Origin of the sequence: Marinobacterium mangrovicola, assembly GCF_004339595.1 — a bacterium.
Classification (GTDB): domain Bacteria; phylum Pseudomonadota; class Gammaproteobacteria; order Pseudomonadales; family Balneatricaceae; genus Marinobacterium_D; species Marinobacterium_D mangrovicola.
In genome coordinates, this window is sequence record NZ_SMFU01000015.1 from 105,081 (window position 1) to 127,562 (window position 22,482).

Below are 22,482 nucleotides of genomic sequence, written 5' to 3' on the forward strand. Positions count from 1 at the left end.
GCGATTCGCGGATGGTTAAGCTGATTCCTAGTTACCAATAAACATCAAATAAGAGTATCTGTAATGGCCAAGATCAAGATCGGAATCAACGGGTTCGGACGTATGGGGCGGCTGACCTTCCGCGCTGCCTGGGAACAGGGCGATATCGAGTTCGTGCATATCAACGACCCCGCCGGCGATGCCGCCACCCTGTCGCACCTGCTCAACTTCGACTCGGTACACGGGCGCTGGAACCATGAAGCCAGTGTCGAAGACGACAGGATTCTGATCGATGGTCAGGCCATCACCACCAGCCGCAACAAAACCATCGGCGAAACCGACTGGTCCGGCTGTGACCTGGTGATCGAAGCCTCCGGCAAGATGAACAAGAAAGCGCTGCTGCAGGCTTACCTGGATCAGGGCGTAAAGCGCGTGGTGGTCACCGCGCCTGTGAAAGAGGAAGGCGTACTTAACCTGGTAATGGGCGTTAACGACGATCTGTACGATCCGGCTCAGTATCCCATCGTCACGGCGGCCTCCTGTACCACCAACTGCCTGGCGCCGGTGGTGAAGGTGATCCATGAAGCTCTGGGCATCAAGCACGGCTCCATGACCACGATCCACGATATCACCAACACCCAGACGATCCTCGACGCGCCGCACAAGGATCTTCGCCGCGCCCGTGCCTGCGGTCAGAGCCTGATCCCCACCACCACGGGATCGGCCACGGCGATCACCCATATCTTCCCGGAGCTCAAGGGCAAGCTGAACGGTCACGCTATCCGTGTCCCGCTGGCCAACGCCTCGATCACCGACTGCGTGTTTGAGGTTGCCCGTGAAACCAGCGCCGAGGAGGTCAACGCGCTGCTCAAGGCTGCCTCCGAAAACGAACTCAGCGGTATTCTGGGTTACGAGGAGCGCCCGCTGGTCTCCATCGATTACAAGACCGACCCGCGCTCCAGCATCATCGATGCGCTCTCCACCATAGTGGTGAACGGCACCCAGGTGAAGATCTACGCCTGGTACGACAACGAATGGGGCTACGCCAACCGCACCGCGGACCTGGCACTGAAGGTGGGACGTCTGGATAAATGCTGAGCCAGCTCTCCCCGGCGATCCGCCAATACCTGATCGTCACCGGTAACTACTGGGCGTTCACCCTCACCGATGGCGCCCTGCGGATGCTGGTAGTGCTGCACTTTCACAGCCTCGGCTATTCGCCGCTGGATATCGCGCTGCTGTTCCTGTTTTACGAGATATTCGGCGTGATCACCAATCTGGTGGGTGGCTGGCTTGGTGCTCACCTGGGCCTCAACCGCACCATGAACATCGGCCTGGGGTTGCAGATTATCGCCCTGGCGATGCTGCTGGTGCCGGCGGCGATGCTCACGGTTCCCTGGGTGATGGCGGCGCAGGCGCTGTCCGGCATCGCCAAGGACCTGAACAAGATGAGCGCGAAAAGCTCAATCAAACTGCTGGTTCCCGCCGATGCCCAGGGTACGCTGTACAAGTGGGTGGCGCTGCTGACCGGATCGAAGAATGCGCTCAAGGGGATCGGCTTTTTCCTCGGCGGCGCCCTGCTGATGTTGCTCGACTTTGCCGGTGCCGTGGCCGCTATGGCGGTTGCACTGCTGCTGGTCTGGATCGCCAGCCTGATCACCCTGCGCAAGGATCTGGGCAAGGCGAAATCCAAGCCGAAATTCCGCGATATCTTTTCCAAAAGTCGGGCGATCAACATTCTCTCCGGCGCCCGCCTCTGCCTGTTCGCGGCCCGCGATGTCTGGTTTGTGGTCGCCCTGCCGGTGTTCTTGTCGCAGACACTGGGCTGGGATCACTGGCAGACCGGCGGCTTTCTCGCCCTTTGGGTGATCGGCTACGGCATGGTGCAGGCGTTTGCGCCGCGTATCACCGGCAAGGCCAGCGGCCGGGTGCCTGATGGCCGGGCGGCGCTGATCTGGGCGGCGGTACTTACCTCAGTGCCAGTGCTGATTGCGCTAGGACTCGGCAGCACGATCGATCCCGCCACTCTCTTGATCGGCGGACTGCTGCTGTTCGGGGTGCTGTTTGCGATCAACTCCTCGCTGCACAGCTACCTGATCGTCAGCCTGGCCAGGGCCGATGGCGTCTCGCTCGATGTGGGCTTTTACTACATGGCCAACGCCATGGGCCGGCTGCTAGGCACCCTGCTTTCGGGCTGGCTGTTCCAGGCCGCGGGGCTTGGCGCCAGCGGACTGGCAGCCTGTCTCTGGGTCTCTGCCGCCCTACTGTTGCTCACCACCTTGATTTCGCTGGCACTGCCCCAAGCCTCTGACTAAGCGCAAACATTTGCGTCACAGTACGGGGCACGGCTGGCATTCCCTCTATGCTGGCATATTCTTTAGGTAAAGAGGCCCGCCGGCCTGGCGATAAAACGGCACTGCCGGCGAAATCCAGGCAGCGCGTAAAGGAGGCAAACATGCAGATCGATACGTTTCGCGACATCATTCACTGGACGCGAGCCTACCATCAGCAGTTATCCGAGTGGCTGCGCAACAGTGGCAGCGCCCAGCACGATGAACGAGCACAGATGCTGCTCGATTACCTGGCGGACCATGAGGCAAAACTGTCCCGGGCGATCACCGCTTTCGAGGCGACGGATAACCTCAACGCCCTGGATACCTGGGTGATGGAGTTTCTCGACAAGAAGCCTCTGCTACCCTCCGCCAGTCTGGGCGCGCCTTTCGCGGATATGAGCGCAGACGAGATTATCGCCAAGGTCGAGGATGAACATAACCAGATCGTCGAGCTTTACCGTTTTCTGGTCAGCCGGGTGAATACCACACCGGCCGCAGACCTGCTGGAAGAGCTGGCCGACCTGGAACAACACGAGGCGATGCGGCTCTCCCAGGCGGCGAACCGGCTACACGATATCTGAATAATTGCAGTAACAGAGAACAGCATATTCACCACAAGTTTGTCCGGAGGCAGCACCACCGGACAAACTTTCTCCCTTCGCCCGTTACCTTCGTGGTTAACACCTATAATCAGTGCGTCTTTCGATAACGAGCATACTATCTCGAAGGAGCTGATCATGAACAAACAACATGGCATTCGTTTGGCAACACTGCTGTGTTGCGCCCTCAGCGTGGGAGCCATGGCCGCAGGCCAGGGTGGCAATATGCAGGGCGGCCAGGGAATGGGCTCCGGCCAGCAGGGCCAGATGCAACAGGGACAACAAGGGCAGCAACAGGGTGGGCGTTACGGCGACTTTAACCGGATGAACCGGCTCATGGAGCAGATGCACCGGACCAATGATCCGCAGAGTCATTATGAACTGATGCGCCAGCACTGGCGTGAAATGGAGCGCTCCATGGAACAACTCGGCCGTGAGCCCTCCATGGATCTTCCCCGTGATCGCTTGCGTGACCGTGATCGCACCCTGGAGCAGCTGCGCGACCAGATGCGCCTGCATCAGGAGGAGTTCGATCGCATGGAATACCACCGCGGCATGATGCGCTAAACCGGGAAAAGGCTATACTTGGGTTAGGCGGCGGTTGCAAAGCTCACCCGGCTTCGGGGTCCCCGACCAAAGCTTTAAAGCTTAGCCGAGGGAATACAGCAGCGACCGCCGCACCCTCTTCAACACTTCTCTTCCCGGCTCCATATCCTCAGTGAAAATCCCGTGATCGGGTCTGTAACCCCTCCCACTCGGCACTGAGATCGGTCAGTCGACCGGCAATCACATGGATCAGGCTGCCCTCGCGCTCCAGAATGCCATCCACCTGCAGGATGCGACTGCCAAGCAGGGCCTTACGCTGGGCACGGGCGGTGGCCTGCCAGACCACCAGGTTAATCTGACCAAACTCATCCTCAAGAGTGACAAAGGTAATACCGGTGGCGGTACCCGGGCGCTGGCGGTTGGTGACCAGGCCCGCCACCCGCACCGGCCGTCCGGATTCGATGCTGTCCAAGCGGTTGGAGGGCACCACCCGTGGCAACCGTGACTGTTCACGCAGCAGCGCCATGGGATGCCGCCCCAGCGTCAGGCCAAGATGACGGTAGTCGGCTTCCATCTCGGCGCACTCATCCGGCGCAGGCATCTGTACCACCGGTTCATAAGCACGGCTGTGATCGGTCTCGGCTGGCTGGTCATCCAGCGCCAGCTCGATCTCTTCACGCAGCAGTTCCCAGCGCACCTGGTGCCGATGCCCTGCCACGGCCGCCAGCGCATTGGCCGCCGCCAGTGCATCCTGATCACCGCGACTGAGCCGGGCCCGGCTGCGCAGATCCGACACCGAGGTAAAACCTTCGGTCGGTCGTGCGGCGACCAAACGTTCAGCGCCCTCCCGCGACAGGCCTTTCACCAGCCTCAGCCCCAGCCTCAGCACGCCCTGAGTTCCTCGCCGCGCTGCGCCAGCTTCATACTCCAGCGCACAGTCATAAGCGCTGGCATTGATACAGACCGGCCGAACTTTAACGCCGTGGCCGATCGCATCCTGTACCAGCTGCGATGGCGAGTAGAATCCCATGGGCTGGCTGTTGAGCAGCGCACAGCAGAACGCCGCCGGTTCGTGGTACTTGAGCCAGGCGGACAGGTACGCCAGCAGGGCAAAACTGGCAGCGTGGGATTCGGGAAAACCATATTCGCCAAAGCCCTCGATCTGGCGGCATATCCGCTCGGCAAACTCTGCGCTGTAGCCCCGTGCCGTCATCCCCTCGCGCAGCTTCTGCTGGTACACCGCGATGGTACCGCTACGGCGCCAGGCGGCCATGGCCCGGCGCAGCTGGTCCGCCTCACCGGCGCTGAATCCGGCGGCCACCATCGCCAGGCGGATCACCTGCTCCTGAAAGATCGGCACTCCCAGGGTCGGTGATAACACCTCGCGCACCTCGTCGCTGGGATAATCCACGCGCTCCTTGCCCTGTCGGCGTAGCAGATAGGGGTGCACCATATCGCCCTGAATCGGGCCCGGCCGCACAATCGCCACCTGCACCACCAGGTCGTAATACCTGGCAGGCTTAAGCCGCGGCAGCATGTTCATCTGGGCACGGGATTCCACCTGAAACACGCCCATGGAATCCGCCTCACTGAGCATGGCGTACACCTGCGGATCCTCACGGGGGATATCCTGCATCTGCCAGGGGTGCTGGTCGCGCTCGCCCAGCAGATGCAGGGTCCGACGCAGAGCGCTGAGCATACCCAGTGCCAGGATATCGATCTTCAGAAGCCCCAGGGCCTCCAGATCATCCTTGTTCCACTGGATCAGGGTACGGTCCTGCATGGCGGCGTTTTCCACCGGCACCAGCTGATGCAGCGGGCCGGATGAGATGACAAAACCGCCCACGTGCTGAGACAGGTGCCGGGGAAAGTGCAGGATCTGCGGTACCAGCGCCAGCAACTGACGAAACGCCAGCGCTGGTTTTTTACCGCCCAGAGTACGCAGCTGCTCCAGCCAGGGCTGCTCGGTATCGCGCCGGTCCAGCTGGCTGATCAGCCAGCCCAGGTAGGCCTCATCGAAGCCCAGCGCTCTACCCACATCACGGATGGCGCTGCGGCTGCGGTAGCTGATCACCGCGGCGGCCAGCCCAGCCCGTTCACGACCGTAACGGCTGTAGATGTACTGGATCACCTCTTCACGGCGCTGGTGTTCGAAGTCCACATCGATATCGGGCGGCTCGTTACGCTCCTTCGACAGAAAACGCTCGAACAGCAGGTTCACCTGGCGCGGATCCACCTCGGTTATCCCCAGGCAGTAGCAGACCACGGAGTTCGCCGCCGAACCGCGCCCCTGGCAGAGGATGTCGTTATCCCGGGCGAAGCGGACGATGTCCTCGATGGTGAGGAAATAGGGTTCGTAGCGCAGCTCCGCGATCACTCTCAGCTCATGCTCGATCAGCTGGCGGACCTTCTCCGGTTCGCCCTGCGGGAAACGGCGTTTGACGCCTGCCTCGGTAAGATTGCGCAGGTGGATCTGGGGTGTAAGCCCCGGCGGTACCAGTTCGGCGGGATATTCGTAACGCAGCTCATCCAGTGAGAACTCGCACAGTGAAGCGATCTTCAGCGTCTGCTCTCTCAGCGACTGTGAATAAAGTTGCGCCAGTGCGTCCAAAGGCCGCAGATGACGTTCGGCATTGGCGCCCAGTTGCCAGCCCGCTTTCATCACCGTGGTCCTCAAGCGTATCGCCGTCAGCAGATCCTGCAGCGGCTGACGCCCCGGCTCATGCATACGCACATCACCAGCGCAGACCCGCGGCAGTTGGTACTGCTCAGCTACTTCCAGCAAGCGCTGGTAACGCCAGCTGTCGTCACTGTCGAGCAGACGCTCCAGCAGCAGCCAGCTGTGTTCGGGATGGTGCCGCTGCAGCCACTGCAGATCGCTCTCCAGCAGCGCCCTATCCGTCCCCGGCTGGAACAGCAACAGACAGCGATCCAGCCCGGTTTCAAAATCCTCCAGCGTCAGCGAGTACTCACCTTTTTTCGCCCGTCTACGACCGGTGGTGATCAACGAACAGAGCTGGGCATAGCCGCTGCGATCCCGCGCCAGCAATACCAGCACCCGGCCATCGATACGGAACTCGCTGCCGATCAGCAGCTTGATCCCCAGCTCCTTCGCCTCCTGGTGGGCACGCACGACGCCGGCCACCGAGCACTCATCGGTCAGCGCCAGCGCCCGGTAGCCCAGCAACGCGGCCTGGGCGACCAGCTCCTCCGGATGGGAAGCGCCGCGCAGAAAACTGAAATTGGAGATCGCATGCAGCTCTGCATAGCCGCTCTCCGAGGCTGAAATAACCACCTATGCACACCAATATACTGTTTATATATACAGTATATTGACGCAAAAAAATGCCTTCCTCAAGCGGCTGTGCGATCAACGACACAGAGCCTGGGAAGGCGAAACATTACGCTGGAGAACGTAAGGGGAAAATTCTTTAAGCGACGCTACTGCCCGGCAGCCGGCACAACCATCAGTTCGATATCCTCGCCGGCTCTGCGGTTCAGGCCATCCACCAGGCTGCCGTGCAGAATATGGGCAAGGGTGCGCTCTGGACCGCGTCCCAGAATGACACCGGCGGGTTTCAGCCGCTCGATCTGCTCGAGAATACGGGTGGTCAGGTGTACGGCCGCCGCTTCCAGCACTTCGACACTGACGTTCAGACCGGCCTGTTCCAGACGAACGCGGGCAGTACTGACCAGCTGCTCAGAGCGAGCCAGGCTCTCTGTATCCAGCGCCCCTTCGGCCAGAGCCTCAAAGGTGCGCACATGCAGCACCCGCACCGACTGACGCGATTGAGTGGCCACCTGTATCGCCCGCTCCAGCACCGCGTTATCGGTGCTATCGCCGGCCAGGGCGACGATCAGCTCATCTTTATGGACATCACCAGCGGTCTGCTGCTCACCGCCGTAATGGCCCAGTGAAGAGCGGCGTACAAAGAGCACCAACGGTGCGACCAGGGCCGCGGCCGCAGCCACATAGAACGCCAGCGCAGTACCGAAGTGTTCCGCCAGCAGCGGCACCACAAAAGGCGCGACCACACCGGCGAACCAACGTACGAAGTTGTAGCCGGCGGAAGCCACCGGGCGCGGCGAATCGGACACCTCCAGCGCGATCTCGGTGTACACCGTATTGCAGATACCGTTCACCGAACCGGAAAGCACCACGCAGACGGCGATCCCTTCCACCGACAACTGAGTCATGGCGATCAGCAGCAGCGCCTGAATAGTCAGACAGACCGAGACAATCTGCAGAGCGCTGAAACGGGATTGCAGGCGCGGCGCCACAAATACGGAGAACAGCGCCAGCATCAGGCCCCAGCCGAAAAAGATCAGCCCCACCGCATGGGCCGACATCTGCAGCACGAACGGTACAAAAGCCAGAATGGTGAAGAACGCGAAGTAGTAGAAAAACGCGCTGCAGGATGCGGTCAGCAAACCGCTATGGCCCAGAGCACGGATCGGAGCGGTCAGCGAGGTTTTCTGCGCAGGCTTCGGCTGCTCCGGCAGCCAGAGTGCTATCGCCACAAACGCGATCGCCATTAGAGTTGCGGTACCGAAGAAGGGATAGCGCCAGGAGTGAGCCCCCAGGGCCGCGCCCAGCAGCGGGCCAACAGAGATCCCCAGCCCCAGCGCCGCTTCATAAATCAGAATCGCGGTCATGGTGCCGCCGCGGGAAGCCGCCACGATCACCGAGAGCGCGGTCACCACGAAAAACGCGTTACCCAGCCCCCAGCCGGCGCGGAAGCTCACCAGCTCCGCCACCGAATCCGAGGTGCCGGCCAGGGCTGAAAAGATAACGATCAGCACCGCACCCAGCAGCACCGTTTTGCGGCCGCCCAGGCGGCTGGAAACAAAGCCGGTAATCAGCATCATGATCGAGGTGACAAAGAAGTAGCTGGTGAACAGCAGCGAAACCTGGCTCGGTGAGGCATTGAGCCCTTCCGCGATGGAGACCAGGATCGGGTCGACCAGGCCGATCGACATAAAACCGACCACGCAGGCAAAGGCCGTGGCCCAGACCGCTTTAGGTTGATCGAAGAAATTTGCCTTCTGTTCACTCATTCCGATCTGACTCCTGTCATTGCATCAGTTATCGAACGGCATTTATCTGTAATATACAGACAATAGCAATTAGCAACGCGAGCAACAACCTGTATTATGCAGATAGATATCGATATCAGCGGAATAACAATGAGAGAAACCGACTCCATATCACGTCTGGAATACCAGTTGGCCAATCTGGCCCGCACGCTGGAGGCGATCAACCGCCGCCGCAAATACCCACTGGAGCGGGCGCACTACCTGTTGCTGCTGCATCTGCGCAAGGGCGCACTCAGCGTCGGTGAACTGGCCGCCAAACTGGCACTGGATAACTCCACCGTCACGCGCCAGCTTAATGCCATGGAAAAACGGGGCCTGATTATCAAGCGCCCCAACCCCGCCGACGGCCGCAGCGCGCTGATTGAGCGCACCCAGGAGGGATGCCAGCTGGCGGAAGCGATGCATGACCAGCGCACCCAGCGGATCGAAAGAATGCTGGAAAACTGGACCCAGGAAGATATAGAAACCTGCTCGAAGCTGACCGCCCGACTCACCGATGCCCTGAACCGCAGCATGGATGAGCCAGGCTAGCCAAGCGCCACTTAACCGAACCAGCCGTGGATAAACCAGCCACCGCTGCTGTCGCGGAACACCCAGCCACAGCGGCCATCGGGCCAGCGGGCGACATAATAGTCACGCGTGACCGGCCCATCCCACCAGCCGCTGCTGACCCGCTCAGGGCCACGCAGCCAATGCAGTGTGCGCTGGTCGCTGGGGGCCAGGCGCTGCGGCCTGGTTAGCAGCCAGCCCGGTCGGACCAGACCCACAGGCAGTGTATCTCTACCGCCTGCTGCTGTTTTTCCGGCCGTTTTTTCTGCTGTAACTCCGAGCAGGGTATTGGCCCGTTCCGGCCGATGATCCGCGCACCAGCCCAGCGGCTGCACCGACTCCGCTCCCAGGCGGCTGCGCAGACGGCTGATCAGTTCCGCCGGTGTGGTCTGCGCCTGGGCCGGTGCAAACAGATCAGCATTGTGCGCCTTTTGGCCCTGCCCCTCTTCCGCCTCAAGCTGCAGCGCCAGTACCGGGGCTTTGAGCTTTTCACGCTCCAGCTGCAAACGGCAGAGCTCCAGCCAGTGCGCCGCCGACGCTGTGCCCGCGGCATGGCCGATTGTCAGCTGCTGTCCACCACCCTCGCGCTGGTAAAGCGCAATATGCAGCTGGCTGACCTGCTGCTGACGGATATGCAGAAACCCTTCCAGCGCTTCCAGCAGACGCCGCAACGGAAACAGCAGTCCCTGGCTGTGGATAATTTCAGCGGCCAGCTCCACTTTTTGCCGGAAACGCTCCGGTGGAATAAAGGGTTCCGGCAGTGCTGCGCCCGGTTCGACGATCTTTTCCAGCTCCCGTAGCAGTGGCTGGCCAAAGCGCTGCGCCAGCTCGTTACGCGGCAGTTTCAGCAGATCACCCAGGGTGCGTAAACCCACGCCTCTGAGCTGTTCGCTCTGTTTCGCCGGCAGCGCCAGCTGGCCGATCTCCAGCCCATGCAAACGAGCCCACCAGCGTTCAGTATTCCCCTCGGTCCAGCTCTGCACACGAGCCAGCAGCTCAGCGCCTCGGGCGGTTTCCCCCACCGCCATGCGGGCGTTGTAGCCGTTACGTTTCAGGCTCGCAGACAACTGATCCAGCAGCGCTTCCAGGCCGCCGAAATAGTGCAGCATGCTGGCGATCTCCAGCAGCAGCGAACGCGGCGGGCAGACACTGATACGGGCGCTGAAGCCCCCGGCCCAGAGCGCCAGCTGCTCAAGACTCTGGCGCAGACGCGCTTCATCGGTTTCCAGCAGAGTGAGTTCTGGGCTCAGCGCCAGCGCGGTAGCCAACGCCTGACCGCTTTTAACCCCTGCAGCCTCTGCCACCGGATTACCCAGCAGAATCCGCTGCCGGTTATCCAGCAGTGCCTGGGGTTTATCCTGCGGCAGGCCATGCAGCTCCAGCGCCAACCAGGGAAAGTGAATAGCAAGCCAGCGCATCTCAGATCACCGCGGGCAGATCCACGGCTGCCGCAGGCAGCGGCCAGCCGCCGCGGCGCTTCAGCAGGGCAATTTCAGCACCCCTATCGCTGGAATCCAGGTGCAGACGGTAAGCCGCGGGGGAGGATTGCGAGCGCACCGAATCCGGCCGCATGATCAGCCCCAGGCCGCCACCTGTCTGGGCCGCCAGCTGTAGCCGCCTCAATGCCGGGGTGGTCACCTGCTCGCCCAGCCAACTCAACACCAGCGGTGCGCAACCACTTTTCAGCGCCTGCTCAATCGCCCAGAGTCGCTCCTTGAGCGAGTGGGTGCGTACCAGTTGCTGGGTTTCCGGCCGGATATCGGCCTGCAGAAATGACAGAGCACAGGGCTGATGCGGCGGATCGATCCAGAACACCGGGCGCTCCGGTGCCGCACGCCGCAGTAGCGGCCAGAGCAGGCGCAGCTCACCACGCCCTTCCCCACTCTGCAGCAGCTCTATCAGCTGCCCTTTCAGCCAGCCGCCGCCCAGGCGGGCATCCAGTTCAGGATAGCCGCTGGATTCCAGCGCCTCCGCCTGAATCCCCGCATCCTGGGCACCCCGCCATAGCTGTCCCTGCTCCATTAATTGAACCAGAGCCATAATCACAACCTCAAAATACTGTATATTTAACCAGTATTTTGAGACAAAAACGCAGGCTTCTCAAGCGGGCAGAATCAACCTGCTTTTATTCGCCATTGAGTTGCTGGCTCAACCAGCCGTGAAACTGCTGCACCCCGGGCGTCCGGCTCCGGTAAGGCGGTACCAGGAAATAGAAGCCGTAACCGCTGTGGTAGCTGATCCCCAATGGATTGATCACCTCGCCGGCCGCCAGCGCGTCCGACGCCATAAAATCAGGCACCAGAGCAATACCCTGACGCTGCCGCGCCGCTTCCAGCGACATATAGAAATGTTCAAAACCGTGGTTGTAACGCGGTTGCATCTCGCGTGGCTCCAGCCCCGTCACCTCATTCAGGAACTGACGCCAGAGCTGGGGACGGGTGGTGTGCTGCAGCAGCGGATGCTGCAGCAGATCGATCGGTTTTTCGATCGGCATCTCCCGCAACAGATCGGGATGAATCACCGCCACCAGCTCTTCCTCGCGCAGCAGGACCGAGTGTTCGTGGCTCAGCGACAGCGGCAGACAGCGGATCGCCATATCCGCCTCCGAGTCACGAAAGTTGAACTCACCATCGCCACTGAGCATCGCCAGCTTCAGCTCGGGAATCGCTTCGCGCAGGGCATCCAGCCGCGGAATCAGCCAAAGATTGCTGAACGAAGGCGTCAGGTTCAGCGTCAATGAACTGGATTCATGGGCACGCTGCTGCAGCTGCGCGGTGGCCGACTGGATCTTCTCGATCGCCTGGGAGATGGCCGGCAGATACTGACGCCCCGCTTCGGTGAGCACCAGGCCGGATGGCGAGCGATCGAACAGCGGCTGTTCCAGGTACTGCTCCAGCAGCTGGATCTGCTTGCTGACCGCTCCCTGGGTCACACACAGCTCCCGCGCGGCGCGCGAAAAGCTGAGACGACGCGCCGCCACCTCGAAGGTACGCAATGCGTTGAGTGGTGGTAAGGATCCCGGCATCAAACCTCCAGCAAAAAGTGCGGGCGGCAGGCGGCACGAAGAACCGCTACACCCTATGAGTTTTTGTCATACCCCCTGAGAATATATCGTTTGTTGCCACTGCATAAGCAACCTTTAATGCAGGAGACGCAACAACATTAATCAGGTGCATCGTGACCCAGGTATTCCACCGCCATTGTCACTCCGATCTTCCTTTCGCCACCCGTGGCGAGGGAGCTTACATCTATGACCAGTCAGGCAAGGCCTATCTCGACGCCAGCGGTGGCGCCGCCGTCTCCTGCCTCGGCCATAACCACGCCGGTGTCCGGGCCGCACTGCATGCGCAGATCGACCAGCTCGCCTATGCCCACAGCTCATTCTTTACCACCGAGGTGGCGGAGAATCTGGCCAGCCGCCTGACCGACAAGGCGCCAGGCTCACTGAACCACGTCTATTTTGTCAGCGGCGGTTCCGAAGCGGTGGAGTCCGCCCTGAAACTGGCACGGCAGTACTTTGTTGAAACCGGCGAACCGCAGCGCACCCGTTTTATCGCCCGCCGGCAGAGCTACCACGGAAATACCCTCGGCGCGCTGGCCGTGGGCGGTAACGCCTGGCGTCGCGCGCCCTTTTCGCCGCTGCTGATGCCCGCCGAACATATCGCGCCCTGCTATCCCTATCGCGACCAGCAGCCGGACGAATCGCTGCACGATTACGGCCAGCGCGTTGCCAATGAGCTGGAGCAGCGCCTGCTCACCGTTGGCCCGGAAACCGTGATCGCCTTTATTGCCGAACCGGTGGTCGGTGCCACCGCCGGGGCGCTGGCTCCGGTCGAAGGCTATTACAAGCGGATCCGAGAGATCTGCGACCGCTACGGCATCCTGCTGATCCTCGATGAAGTGATGTGCGGCATGGGACGCACCGGCACCCTGTTCGCCCATGAGCAGGACGGAATCGAGGCGGATCTCGTCACCATCGCCAAGGGCCTCGGCGCAGGCTACCAGCCTATCGGCGCGATGCTGGCCTCGGACCGTATCTACGATGCAATCTCCGAGGGTTCCGGATTTTTCCAGCATGGCCATACCTATATGGCCCACGCCACCGCCATGGCGGGTTCTCTGGCGGTGATGGATGCATTCGAGAAAGACGGCGTTCTTGCCCGGGTGGCTCCCATGGGCGAGGCACTGGATCAGCGTTTGCGCAACCGTTTTGGCGACCATCCCCATGTGGGCGATATCCGCGGTCGCGGCCTGTTCCAGGCGCTGGAGCTTGTGCATAACCGCGACAGCAAAAAGCCGTTCGACTCGCGCTCAAAACTGGACAAGCGGATCAAGGCTGAGGCGATGCAGCTGGGCCTGATGTGCTACCCGATGGCGGGTACTATCGATGGTCAGCGCGGCCACCATATTCTGTTGGCGCCGCCTTTTATCATTAACGAGGAGCAGCTCGACGAGCTCACCGACAAGCTCTACCAGGCGGTGGATAAGATCACCCGCGAGGCGCTTAAGGAGTATCCGGATGCGGGATGATGAGCGTCTGATCATCGTGGCACCCAACGGTGCCCGTCGGACTCACCAGGATCACCCGGCACTGCCCGTCACTCCGGAGGAGATCGCCGATACTGTGGCCGCCTGTGCCGAGGCCGGTGCGGCGATGGTGCACCTGCATGCGCGTACCCCCAATGGGGAGCACTCCCTGGAGATCAGCGACAATATTGCCGTGCTTGAAGAGGTGCGTCGGCGAGTCGGCGACCGGGTGATTATTCAGGTCACCACCGAGGCCGTGGGCCGCTATCAACCGGCCCAGCAGATGGCACTGATCCGCGCTCTGGAACCCGAGGCAGCTTCCTTTGCCTTGCGTGAGCTGATTCCCTCACCGGAGTATGAAGCCGGTGCCGCCGAGTTTTTCCACTGGTGCGCCGAGCGCAATATCCTCGCCCAGTACATCCTCTATTCCGAACAGGACCTGCTCTACTACCTGAGCCTGATCGAACGGGAGCTACTGCCCAAACAGCGTCATCACCTGTTATTTGTGCTGGGGCGCTACGCCACCGACCAGCAATCCACGCCGGACGACCTGCTTCCTTTCACAGCCCTGCTACCGCGTCTGCACGGCCGCCGCTGGGCCGTTTGCGCCTTCGGCGCCAGGGAACAGGAGTGCCTGTTGAGCGCCGCTCAACTGGGTGGCGATCTGCGTGTCGGCTTCGAAAATAATCTGCAGGCTGCCAACGGCGAACTGGCGAGCAGCAACGCCGACCAGGTATACAGCCTCGTCACGGCACTGAAAGCGCGTGGTTTAAGCCCGGTCAACGTCAATTCCCTGCGTTGCGACCCGGAAATACTGTAGAGAAAAACCCCAAACCTGAACTAGACTGAAATTCATATTCAGTAGAGCAAACCAAGGAGAGACGCATGAAGAAGATTAAATCAGCCCTGATCGGCGCCGGCCTCACGGCCATGATGAGCGCCACCGCAGTGCAGGCGCAGGATTTCATCACCATCGGTACCGGCGGTGTAACCGGCGTTTACTACCCGACCGGTGGCGCCATCTGTCGACTCGTTAACAAGGATCGTGCGGAACACGGTATTCGCTGCTCGGTAGAAAGTACCGGTGGTTCTGTTTACAACATCAACACCATCCGGGCAGGTGAACTGGACATGGGCGTGGCCCAGTCTGACTGGCAGTATCACGCCTACAACGGCACCAGCCAGTTTGAAGAAGCTGGCCCGTTCAAGGAACTGCGTGCGGTATTCTCCGTTCATCCCGAGCCGTTCACCGTAGTGGCCCGTGCCGACGCCGGTATCAAGACCTTTGATGACCTCAAGGGTAAGCGCGTTAACGTGGGTAACCCGGGCTCCGGCCAGCGCGGTACCATGGAAGTGCTGATGGATGCCAAAGGCTGGACCATGGATGACTTCACCCTGGCCTCTGAACTGAAAGCCGCCGAACAGTCCAAAGCCCTGTGCGACAACAAAATTGATGCGATGGTCTACACCGTCGGCCACCCGAGTGGTTCCATCAAGGAAGCAACCACCTCCTGCGACAGCGTTATCGTTGAAGTAGCCGGTCCTACCGTACAGATGCTGGTCGATGAAAACCCGTTCTACCGTGTAGCCACCATCCCGGGCGGCATGTACAACGGTACAGATGAAGACGTGCAGACCTTTGGTGTCGGCGCGACCTTTATCTCCTCTTCCAATGTCGATGCAAACCTGGTTTACCACACCGTGAAGGCCGTGTTTGAAAACTTCGATACCTTCAAGAAGCTGCACCCGGCGTTCGCCAACCTGAAGAAGGAAGAGATGATCAGCGACGGCCTTTCAGCTCCGCTGCATGAAGGTGCTATCAAGTACTACAAAGAAGCGGGTCTGATGTAAGCCACTGCGAATCCTTCGCAACGGAATAAGGGAACGGGGCCCAGCCCCGTTCCCGTTTCTTATCTGTTTTTAAAAGGAGCTGCGCATGGTCAAGGAAAGTACGTCAGATACCGATAACTCAAATCCAGATAGCTCAAATCCTGATAATAAGGCGATCGAGGAGCTCCTTAACTCGGAGACAGGCAGCCGTACCCTATCCGGATTTATGAACAAGCTGGTGGTCGGGCTGTTGATCGCCTGGTCGCTGTTTCAACTCTGGTACGCCTCCCCCCTGCCGTTCATGCTCAACTTCGGCACACTGAACGAGGACCAGGCGAAGTTTATCCATCTGGCGTTTGCCACTTTTCTTGCCTTCTCGCTGTTCCCGGCCACACGACGTTCAAGCCATACGTCGATAACGCCGCTGGATTTTCTGTTCGGTATAGGCGCAGCCGCATCCTGCCTCTACCTGCTCATTTTCCGTGACTCGCTGGCACAGCGTATCGGCGCACCGACCACCACCGATGTGGTGATCGCCGTGATCGGCATGCTGACCCTGCTGGAAGCCACTCGTCGCGCCCTCGGCCCGCCACTGCTGGTGGTTGCCGTGGTGTTTCTCGCGTTCACATTCGGCGGCCAGTACATGCCGGATGTTATCGCCCACAAGGGGGCAAGCCTTAACAAGGTGGCCTCTCATCAATGGCTGACTACCGAAGGCGTGTTCGGTGTCGCGCTGGGCGTTTCCACCGCGTTCGTATTCCTGTTCGTATTGCTTGGTGCCCTGCTCGACAAGGCCGGTGCCGGTAACTACCTGATCAAGGTTTCCTTCTCACTGCTCGGTCACATGCGCGGCGGCCCCGCCAAGGCGGCAGTCGTCGCATCAGGCCTGAGCGGCATCATCTCCGGTTCATCCATCGCCAACGTGGTGACCACCGGTACGTTCACCATTCCGCTGATGAAGCGGGTGGGCTTCCCCGCCACCAAGGCCGGTGCCGTAGAGGTGGCCGCCTCCACCAATGGACAGCTGACGCCACCGATCATGGGTGCTGCCGCCTTCCTGATGGTGGAGTATGTGGGGATTCCCTATATCGAGGTGATCAAGCACGCCATTCTGCCGTCGCTGATCTCCTATATCGCGCTGATCTATATCGTTCACCTTGAGGCACTCAAGCTGAACATGAAAGGGATCGAGCGGCTGCATAAGCCGACCGCTGCCCAACGCATGCTCTCCTGGATGACAACCACGGTGATCATGCTGGTGCTCGGCGCCCTGGTTTACTACGGCTCCACCTTCCTGGAATCGACCCTGGGCGGTGTCGGCTACCTGGTCATGCTGGCCGTAATTGTGATTGGTTACTTCCTGCTGCTGAAACTGTCTGCCAGTTACCCGGACCTGAAAGAGGATGACTCCAGCATCGAGCTCGACCATCTGCCGGAACCCCGCCCGACCGTCTTCTCGGGACTCTATTTTGGTCTGCCAATCGTTGTACTGCTCTGGGCGCTGGCGGTAAAACAGTACTCACCGCAGCAGTCAGCCTTTTACGCGGTGGCCTTCCTGATCGCAGTGGTACTGACCCACCGCCCTATCAAGGCCTGGTTCCGCGGTGAAGCGGACTGGGCAGGCCAGTTTAAAGTCTGCTGGAATGACTTTATCGACGGCCTGATCGCTGGTGCCCGCAACATGGTGGGTATAGGTATCGCCACCGCTGCCGCCGGTATTATCGTCGGTACCGTCACGCTGACTGGCCTGGGCCAGATGATGACGGAGTTCGTCGAGTTTATCTCCGGCGGTAATCTGATTCTGATTCTGATCTTTACGGCGATTATCTGCATCATCCTCGGCATGGGGCTCCCGACCACGGCCAACTACATCGTGGTGTCCACGCTGATGGCGCCGGTGATAGTCTCCCTCGGTGCTGAAAACGGGCTCATCGTGCCGTTGATTGCGGTACACCTGTTTGTGTTCTATTTCGGCATATTGGCGGATGACACGCCGCCCGTGGGGCTGGCCGCCTTCGCGGCGGCAGCCATTGGCCGGGCAGATCCGATCAAAACCGGTATTCAGGGTTTCACCTACGATATCCGTACCGCGATCCTGCCGTTCATGTTTATCTTCAATACGCAGCTGCTGCTGATCGGGCTGACTTCGGTGTTTGATCTGATCGTCACCGTGGTCAGTGCCATCATTGCGATTCTGGTGTTCTCGGCAGCCACTCAAGGCTACTGGTTCGTGAAGACCCGGCTTTGGGAAACCGCTGTACTGCTGCTAATCGCGTTCAGTCTGTTCCGGCCCGGCTACTGGTGGGACATGGTCTATCCGCCCTCCACCCACCTGCCGCCGGCGCAACTGGAAACGCAGATCTCGCAGCTCAACGCGGGAGAGTTTATTCAGCTGAACTTCCAGGGCATGACCATCGAAGGCGACGAGGTCAGCAAAACCGTGTCGCTGCAGCTCGATGACGCCAGCGGTGATGCCACTCAGCGCCTGGAATCACTGGGCCTGATGATGACTCAGGACGGCGACCGCTGGTTAGTGGACCTGGTGGTCTTCGGCAGTCAGGCTGAACGTTCCGGCGTGGACTTCGGCTGGGAAATTACCGGTATTCAGATGCAAGCGGACCGCCCACCCAAGGAACTGGTATTCATTCCGGCTATCCTGCTGCTGATCTTTATCGGCTGGCTGCAGAAACGCCGCGAACGTGCCCTCGCCCCGGCTTAAAGGAGATTAAAGAATGTACAACACGATTCTTGTCCCTGTGGATCTTTCGGAAGAGGGCTACTCCGATAAAGCGGTAATGCACGCGCTCGAGGTACTGGCTCCCGGCGGCAAACTGGTGCTGTTAACCGTTGTCGCCGGCTACCAGATGCCGCTGGTGGGGTCTTATTTCCCCCCCGGCACCTTCGATAAGGCTATGAAATCGATACGCCATCAGCTGGAGGAGTTTGTTGACGAGAAGCTGCCGTTTGAACGCAAGGACTGCGAGATTCTGGTTGAGGAAGGCAAGCCGGCTGACACCATACTGTCAGTGGCAAAACAGCAGGCAGCGGAGTTGATCGTGATGGCCGGTCACAAACACTCTGCCGTTGAGCGAACCGTACTCGGTTCAGTGGCCAACAAGGTTGTCAGCCGTGCCCAAATCCCTGTGCTGGTGATCAAGGGTTAGCATCGATCCAGATCAGGCTGGCCATGCGGCCAGTCTGACCATCACGCCGATAAGAATAGAAGTAATCGCTTTCGGTAAAGGTGCAGTAGTCCCCGCCCGACACCTCACTGACACCGGCCGCATTCAGTCGCAAACGCGCAAGCTGATAAATGTCTGCAAGCCATTTACTAGGATCCGTTGGACTGGTCTGAAACGCCGCTTCGCAATCCGGTAATGCACGCACAAACTGTTCTCGCACCTCATCACCCACTTCAAACGCCAGAGGGCCGATGGCAGGACCCAGCCATACCAGCAGATCCTCAGGGTCTGGAAAATGAGCCAGCGTCGCCTCCAGTACACCGGACGCCAAGCCACGCCATCCTGCATGAGCGGCAGCAACGCGCTTCCCCTGGCGATCGGTGATCAAGACCGGCAGACAGTCCGCCGTCATCACGACACAGGCAAGACCGGGCGTACCGGTCCAGCATCCATCCGCCTCACGCACCTGGCTATCGGCTATCGCTTCAACCACACGCACACCGTGAACCTGGCTCAGCCATTGTGGCGGCTGCACCAGACCAAGAGCGTTCAGCAGCACCTTTCGGTTCTCTGCCACAGCCGCAGCGGCATCACCAACGTGATCGCCCAGATTCAGGCCATCAAAAGGTGTTTCGCTGACCCCGTCCAAGCGGGTCGTTGTGAGAGCATGAATATGGGCAGGCGCCTGCCAGTCTGCGCGGATCAGCTTCATAATTCGTAGTCGTAGGTTTCTGCGTCGCGTTTCAATACCGCCAGCAAGCGCTGCATATCTTCCGGGAGATCGATTTCCCAGGACATCGCTTCGCCGGTTTCAGGATGAAAGAGCTCCAGACGCTTGGCATGCAGAGCCTGGCGTTTGAAGTTTTTTAATACTTCACGCATGGCGCCACTGCAGCCTTTAGGTAACTGGAAGCGACCGCCGTACTGCGGGTCACCCACCAGCGGATAATTGATATGCGCCATATGCACGCGAATCTGGTGAGTACGGCCTGTTTCGAGCTTGAGACGAATATGGGTATGGACGCGGAATTTCTCCAGCAAGCGGTAGTGGGTAACAGCCTCTTTACCCACGCCAACCACAGCCATTTTCTGACGATGACGCGGATGACGCCCCATCGGCTCATCGACACATCCGCCACCGGTCATGACACCGTTGACCACCGCTTCATACTCACGTCCCATGCTGCGCTCCTGCAGCTGGGCAACAAGATCGGTCTGGGCCGGAATCGTCTTGGCCACGACCATCAGCCCTGTGGTCTCTTTGTCCAATCGGTGCACGATACCAGCCCTTGGTACCTGCGCAATTTCAGGACAATGGTGCAACAGAGCGTTGAGCAGCGTACCCTCGGCATGCCCCGCCGCGGGATGAACCACCAGGCCTGCTGGCTTGTTCAGCACCAGGATCTGGTCATCCTCATAGATGATATCCAGGGGGATGTCCTGAGCCGCGTGCTCATCGATCATCTCAAGCTTGGCATCGACCTTGATACTTTCCCCACCAGCGAGCTTGTCACGCGGCCTGCGCACCTCGCCATCGACGGTCAGCGCACCATCCTTGATCCAGCCTTGCAGCCTGGAGCGGGAATAATCGGGGAAAAGCTGGGCCACCGCCTGATCCAGCCGTAATCCGTACATTTCATCTGGCACTTCGGCCTGCAGTTGCAACTGTTCTGACATCGACTCGCTACTCATCCGGACGGATGTTTTGGTTGGGTTCGCGTTGTGTTTAAATACGACTCTATTTTTACCGATTATACCCGAATCTGGCCCGCTCCGCCGAGCGCGCCCCCTGTGTCAGGATTGATAAACATGCGACTCGTGAAAACCTGCGCCGCGCTGGTCCTCGTCAGCCTACTCTCCGCCTGCACCTGGTGGAGTGAGAACGCGGACGTCGAACCAGACATCCCGGAACAGCAGCTGTACGACGAAGCACTCAGTGCCATGGACGACGGCAATTACTCTCTGGCGGTTGAACGCTTGCAACTACTTGAAGCGCGCTACCCCTTCGGACGCTATTCCGAGCAGGCCCAGCTGGAACTGATCTACGCCTACTTCCGAACCTTTGAACCGGATTCCGCTGCCGCTGCTGCAGACCGTTTCATCCGTCTGCACCCGAACCACGATAACGTAGACTACGCCTACTACATGAAAGGACTCACAGCGTTCGAGAAGGACCGTTCCTTCCTGACCCGCTATCTCCCGCTGGATGAAACCCAGCGTGATCCAGGCGCTGCCCGTGATTCCTTCGAAAGCTTCGCAACGCTGGTCGATCGCTATCCGGAAAGTGAATATGCCCCGGATGCACAGAAGCGTATGCAGTATCTGAAAAACCGCCTGGCTACCCACGAGATTCATGTCGCTACCTACTATATGAAGCGACAGGCCTGGATCGCTGCAGCAAACCGTGGTCGTTATGTAGTGGAAAACTACCAGGAAACCCCTGCGGTCGCTGATGCACTTGCGATTATGCATGAAGCCTATACACAGGTCGGTCTGACTGATCTGGCGGATGACGCCATGGAAGTATTGACGCTGAACTTCCCGGATTACGAAGTGCGCTCGTTCCGCCAAGGCAGCTCAAGCCTGCTGAATATCGCAACCTTTGGTCTGCTGGGTGATGCGGAAGAAGTAGCCGTTCCTGCACGTCCGACCCAGAGCCTGGGTGAAACCCGCGCCGAAGAGCGCGAAAAGGAAGATGCCAAAGAGGAAAGATCCTGGTTTGATAAGGTCACATTCGGTGTATTCGAATAACCCGACCCTCCAGTGATACAGATAAGGCAGCTTTGATAGCTGCCTTTTTTATGTGCGATGTTCCCGACCACAGAACCTGGACGTTAGCCCAGCAGAATTAGCCAGCCGCAAAAAGTAAGGGCCCGCACACATTAGTGTACGAGCCCTTCCATCGCAGCATCCTTGCCACACCCATCGCGATCCGTGCGAGGGGTCGAGTTCAGCTTCCCGCCGATTAAACACGCTTCCTTGCGCTACTCATATGATTATATTCGTTCATAGCCGCCCCAATTGGTATAGGAGTTTTTCCTATTTTGGCACTGGTGTTTGATTAGCTGGGCTCTGGGTATTGAGTGACACGGTTATGCGCATAAGCGGCTTATACCGAGCGATCTGTGGAGTTTTACCTGGTTATCTATCTTATTTTTCTATGCCTGTGAGGAGCTCTGAGGCTCCTATGGGATAGCGCTTTCTTAAAACCGTTGCAGAATATTCCAGAATGAGGAGCTTGCAGTTTGTAGGCGATGAGCTCGTCGCGATCAAGCGTCGAGCTTTGAATTATCCACAGTGCTGGCTTCAAAGTGACGAGCCGTTGTAGGTCGCAAGGGGTGGTGCGGGTCTTATAAGGCTCTGGAGTCTCTACAGTCTTAAGTGTTGGGATGAAGAGCTGTATTACAGCGGGTGATCTTACCGTAGTGCTGCCTGCTTTCCGGGGCTTATTCTGCCAGCGCTCGGAAGTGGCTGTGGTGGATGACCTACAGTGATCAGAAGCGTTGCTTCTGACCCTACGGGCGTTAGCTGCTATAGATCGATGGTGAAAAGCTGAGTTTGGCTGAAGGGGCGAACAGCGATGACCTACTTTAGGTGCCGAGCGGTGCTTGCCTGCTTTCCAGAGGTTATTCTGCCAGCGTTCGGAAGTGGCTTAGAGAGATGACCTACTTTAGGTCGCAAGCAGCGCTTGCGATCCTTCGGACGCCTGCGGCGCCTACCCGCCGTACCTGCGGTACAGGCGTGTTCACATGGGCCTGTGTAGTAAGGGGCGGCATCGCCGCCCAATACGAAAAAACCCCAGTACCAACGGTACTGGGGTTCTTCGTATTAGGTGCCTGG

Annotated in this window: 18 protein-coding genes; 11 read left to right on the forward strand and 7 right to left on the reverse strand. The window is 59.5% G+C overall.

From position 1 onward, the window contains the following. Positions 1–63 precede the first annotated feature (63 nt). From CLV83_RS22435 to CLV83_RS22450, 4 genes are all read left to right on the forward strand, one after another. On the forward strand, positions 64–1,077 hold the full coding sequence (locus CLV83_RS22435; RefSeq protein WP_132298174.1) for an ArsJ-associated glyceraldehyde-3-phosphate dehydrogenase: 1,014 nt from the start codon (positions 64–66) through the stop codon (positions 1,075–1,077). Further along, positions 1,071–2,294, forward strand: a complete 1,224-nt coding sequence (arsJ, locus tag CLV83_RS22440) for an organoarsenical effux MFS transporter ArsJ (protein WP_132298176.1) — start codon at positions 1,071–1,073, stop codon at positions 2,292–2,294. Before CLV83_RS22435 ends, arsJ begins: the two co-directional genes overlap by 7 nt. 140 nt (positions 2,295–2,434) lie before the next feature. Further along, positions 2,435–2,893, forward strand: coding sequence for an ATPase (locus CLV83_RS22445; protein WP_132298178.1), 459 nt, complete (start codon positions 2,435–2,437; stop codon positions 2,891–2,893). 156 nt (positions 2,894–3,049) lie between these two features. Continuing rightward, a complete protein-coding gene (locus CLV83_RS22450) occupies positions 3,050–3,478 on the forward strand; it encodes a hypothetical protein (RefSeq protein ID WP_132298180.1) in 429 nt (142 codons plus the stop codon). A gap of 148 nt (positions 3,479–3,626) precedes the next feature. Here CLV83_RS22450 and CLV83_RS22455 read toward each other — a convergent pair whose 3' ends face one another. Both CLV83_RS22455 and CLV83_RS22460 read right to left on the reverse strand, forming a co-directional pair. After that, entirely contained in the window at positions 3,627–6,752 is a 3,126-nt protein-coding gene (locus tag CLV83_RS22455) for an error-prone DNA polymerase (protein WP_207894996.1), read from the reverse strand. 146 nt (positions 6,753–6,898) lie between these two features. After that, a complete protein-coding gene (locus CLV83_RS22460; RefSeq protein ID WP_132298182.1) occupies positions 6,899–8,515 on the reverse strand; it encodes an MFS transporter in 1,617 nt (538 codons plus the stop codon). Positions 8,516–8,644: 129 nt separating this feature from the next. On the opposite strand from CLV83_RS22460, the gene CLV83_RS22465 reads away from it, so the two are divergent. Next, positions 8,645–9,085, forward strand: coding sequence for a MarR family winged helix-turn-helix transcriptional regulator (locus CLV83_RS22465; protein WP_165900387.1), 441 nt, complete (start codon positions 8,645–8,647; stop codon positions 9,083–9,085). Positions 9,086–9,096: 11 nt separating this feature from the next. Here the strand turns inward: CLV83_RS22465 and CLV83_RS22470 are convergent, their stop codons facing one another. The 3 genes from CLV83_RS22470 to CLV83_RS22480 form a co-directional block, all read right to left on the reverse strand. Continuing rightward, positions 9,097–10,521 (reverse strand): Y-family DNA polymerase, encoded by a 1,425-nt coding sequence (locus tag CLV83_RS22470; RefSeq protein WP_132298186.1) that lies wholly within the window; start codon positions 10,519–10,521, stop codon positions 9,097–9,099. A 1-nt stretch (position 10,522) separates the two neighbouring features. Beyond that, positions 10,523–11,143 carry a translesion DNA synthesis-associated protein ImuA gene (gene imuA / locus CLV83_RS22475; protein ID WP_132298188.1) on the reverse strand — a complete coding sequence of 207 codons (621 nt, stop codon included), beginning with the start codon at positions 11,141–11,143 and terminating at the stop codon, positions 10,523–10,525. A gap of 85 nt (positions 11,144–11,228) precedes the next feature. Beyond that, the gene (locus CLV83_RS22480) at positions 11,229–12,128 is read right to left on the reverse strand and encodes a LysR substrate-binding domain-containing protein (protein WP_132298191.1); all 900 of its coding nucleotides are present in this window, start codon (positions 12,126–12,128) and stop codon (positions 11,229–11,231) included. Between the two features lie 152 nt (positions 12,129–12,280). Here CLV83_RS22480 and CLV83_RS22485 point away from each other — a divergent pair, with 152 nt between their 5' ends. The 5 genes from CLV83_RS22485 to CLV83_RS22505 all read left to right on the forward strand — a co-directional run bounded on the left by CLV83_RS22485 (position 12,281) and on the right by CLV83_RS22505 (position 18,624). Then, positions 12,281–13,633: an aspartate aminotransferase family protein gene (locus CLV83_RS22485; RefSeq protein ID WP_132298193.1), complete on the forward strand. Its 1,353-nt coding sequence runs from the start codon at positions 12,281–12,283 to the stop codon at positions 13,631–13,633. Continuing rightward, positions 13,623–14,450: a beta-keto acid cleavage family enzyme gene (locus CLV83_RS22490; RefSeq protein ID WP_132298195.1), complete on the forward strand. Its 828-nt coding sequence runs from the start codon at positions 13,623–13,625 to the stop codon at positions 14,448–14,450. Before CLV83_RS22485 ends, CLV83_RS22490 begins: the two co-directional genes overlap by 11 nt. A gap of 65 nt (positions 14,451–14,515) precedes the next feature. Continuing rightward, the gene (locus CLV83_RS22495; RefSeq protein ID WP_132298197.1) at positions 14,516–15,481 is read left to right on the forward strand and encodes a TAXI family TRAP transporter solute-binding subunit; all 966 of its coding nucleotides are present in this window, start codon (positions 14,516–14,518) and stop codon (positions 15,479–15,481) included. 85 nt (positions 15,482–15,566) lie between these two features. Further along, positions 15,567–18,179, forward strand: coding sequence for a TRAP transporter permease (locus CLV83_RS22500; protein WP_132298199.1), 2,613 nt, complete (start codon positions 15,567–15,569; stop codon positions 18,177–18,179). Positions 18,180–18,192: 13 nt separating this feature from the next. Continuing rightward, complete coding sequence (locus tag CLV83_RS22505; RefSeq protein ID WP_132298201.1) at positions 18,193–18,624, forward strand: universal stress protein; 432 nt, start codon at positions 18,193–18,195, stop codon at positions 18,622–18,624. On the opposite strand, the gene pgeF is transcribed toward CLV83_RS22505, so the two are convergent. Beyond that, complete coding sequence (pgeF, locus tag CLV83_RS22510; RefSeq protein ID WP_132298203.1) at positions 18,614–19,354, reverse strand: peptidoglycan editing factor PgeF; 741 nt, start codon at positions 19,352–19,354, stop codon at positions 18,614–18,616. The two genes, CLV83_RS22505 and pgeF, sit on opposite strands and share 11 nt — an antisense overlap. Then, positions 19,351–20,319, reverse strand: a complete 969-nt coding sequence (gene rluD, locus CLV83_RS22515; protein WP_132298205.1) for a 23S rRNA pseudouridine(1911/1915/1917) synthase RluD — start codon at positions 20,317–20,319, stop codon at positions 19,351–19,353. The genes pgeF and rluD overlap by 4 nt, the downstream gene beginning before the upstream one ends. 132 nt (positions 20,320–20,451) lie before the next feature. On the opposite strand from rluD, the gene CLV83_RS22520 reads away from it, so the two are divergent. After that, entirely contained in the window at positions 20,452–21,393 is a 942-nt protein-coding gene (locus CLV83_RS22520) for an outer membrane protein assembly factor BamD (protein ID WP_132298207.1), read from the forward strand. The last annotated feature ends 1,089 nt before the right edge of the window (positions 21,394–22,482 follow it).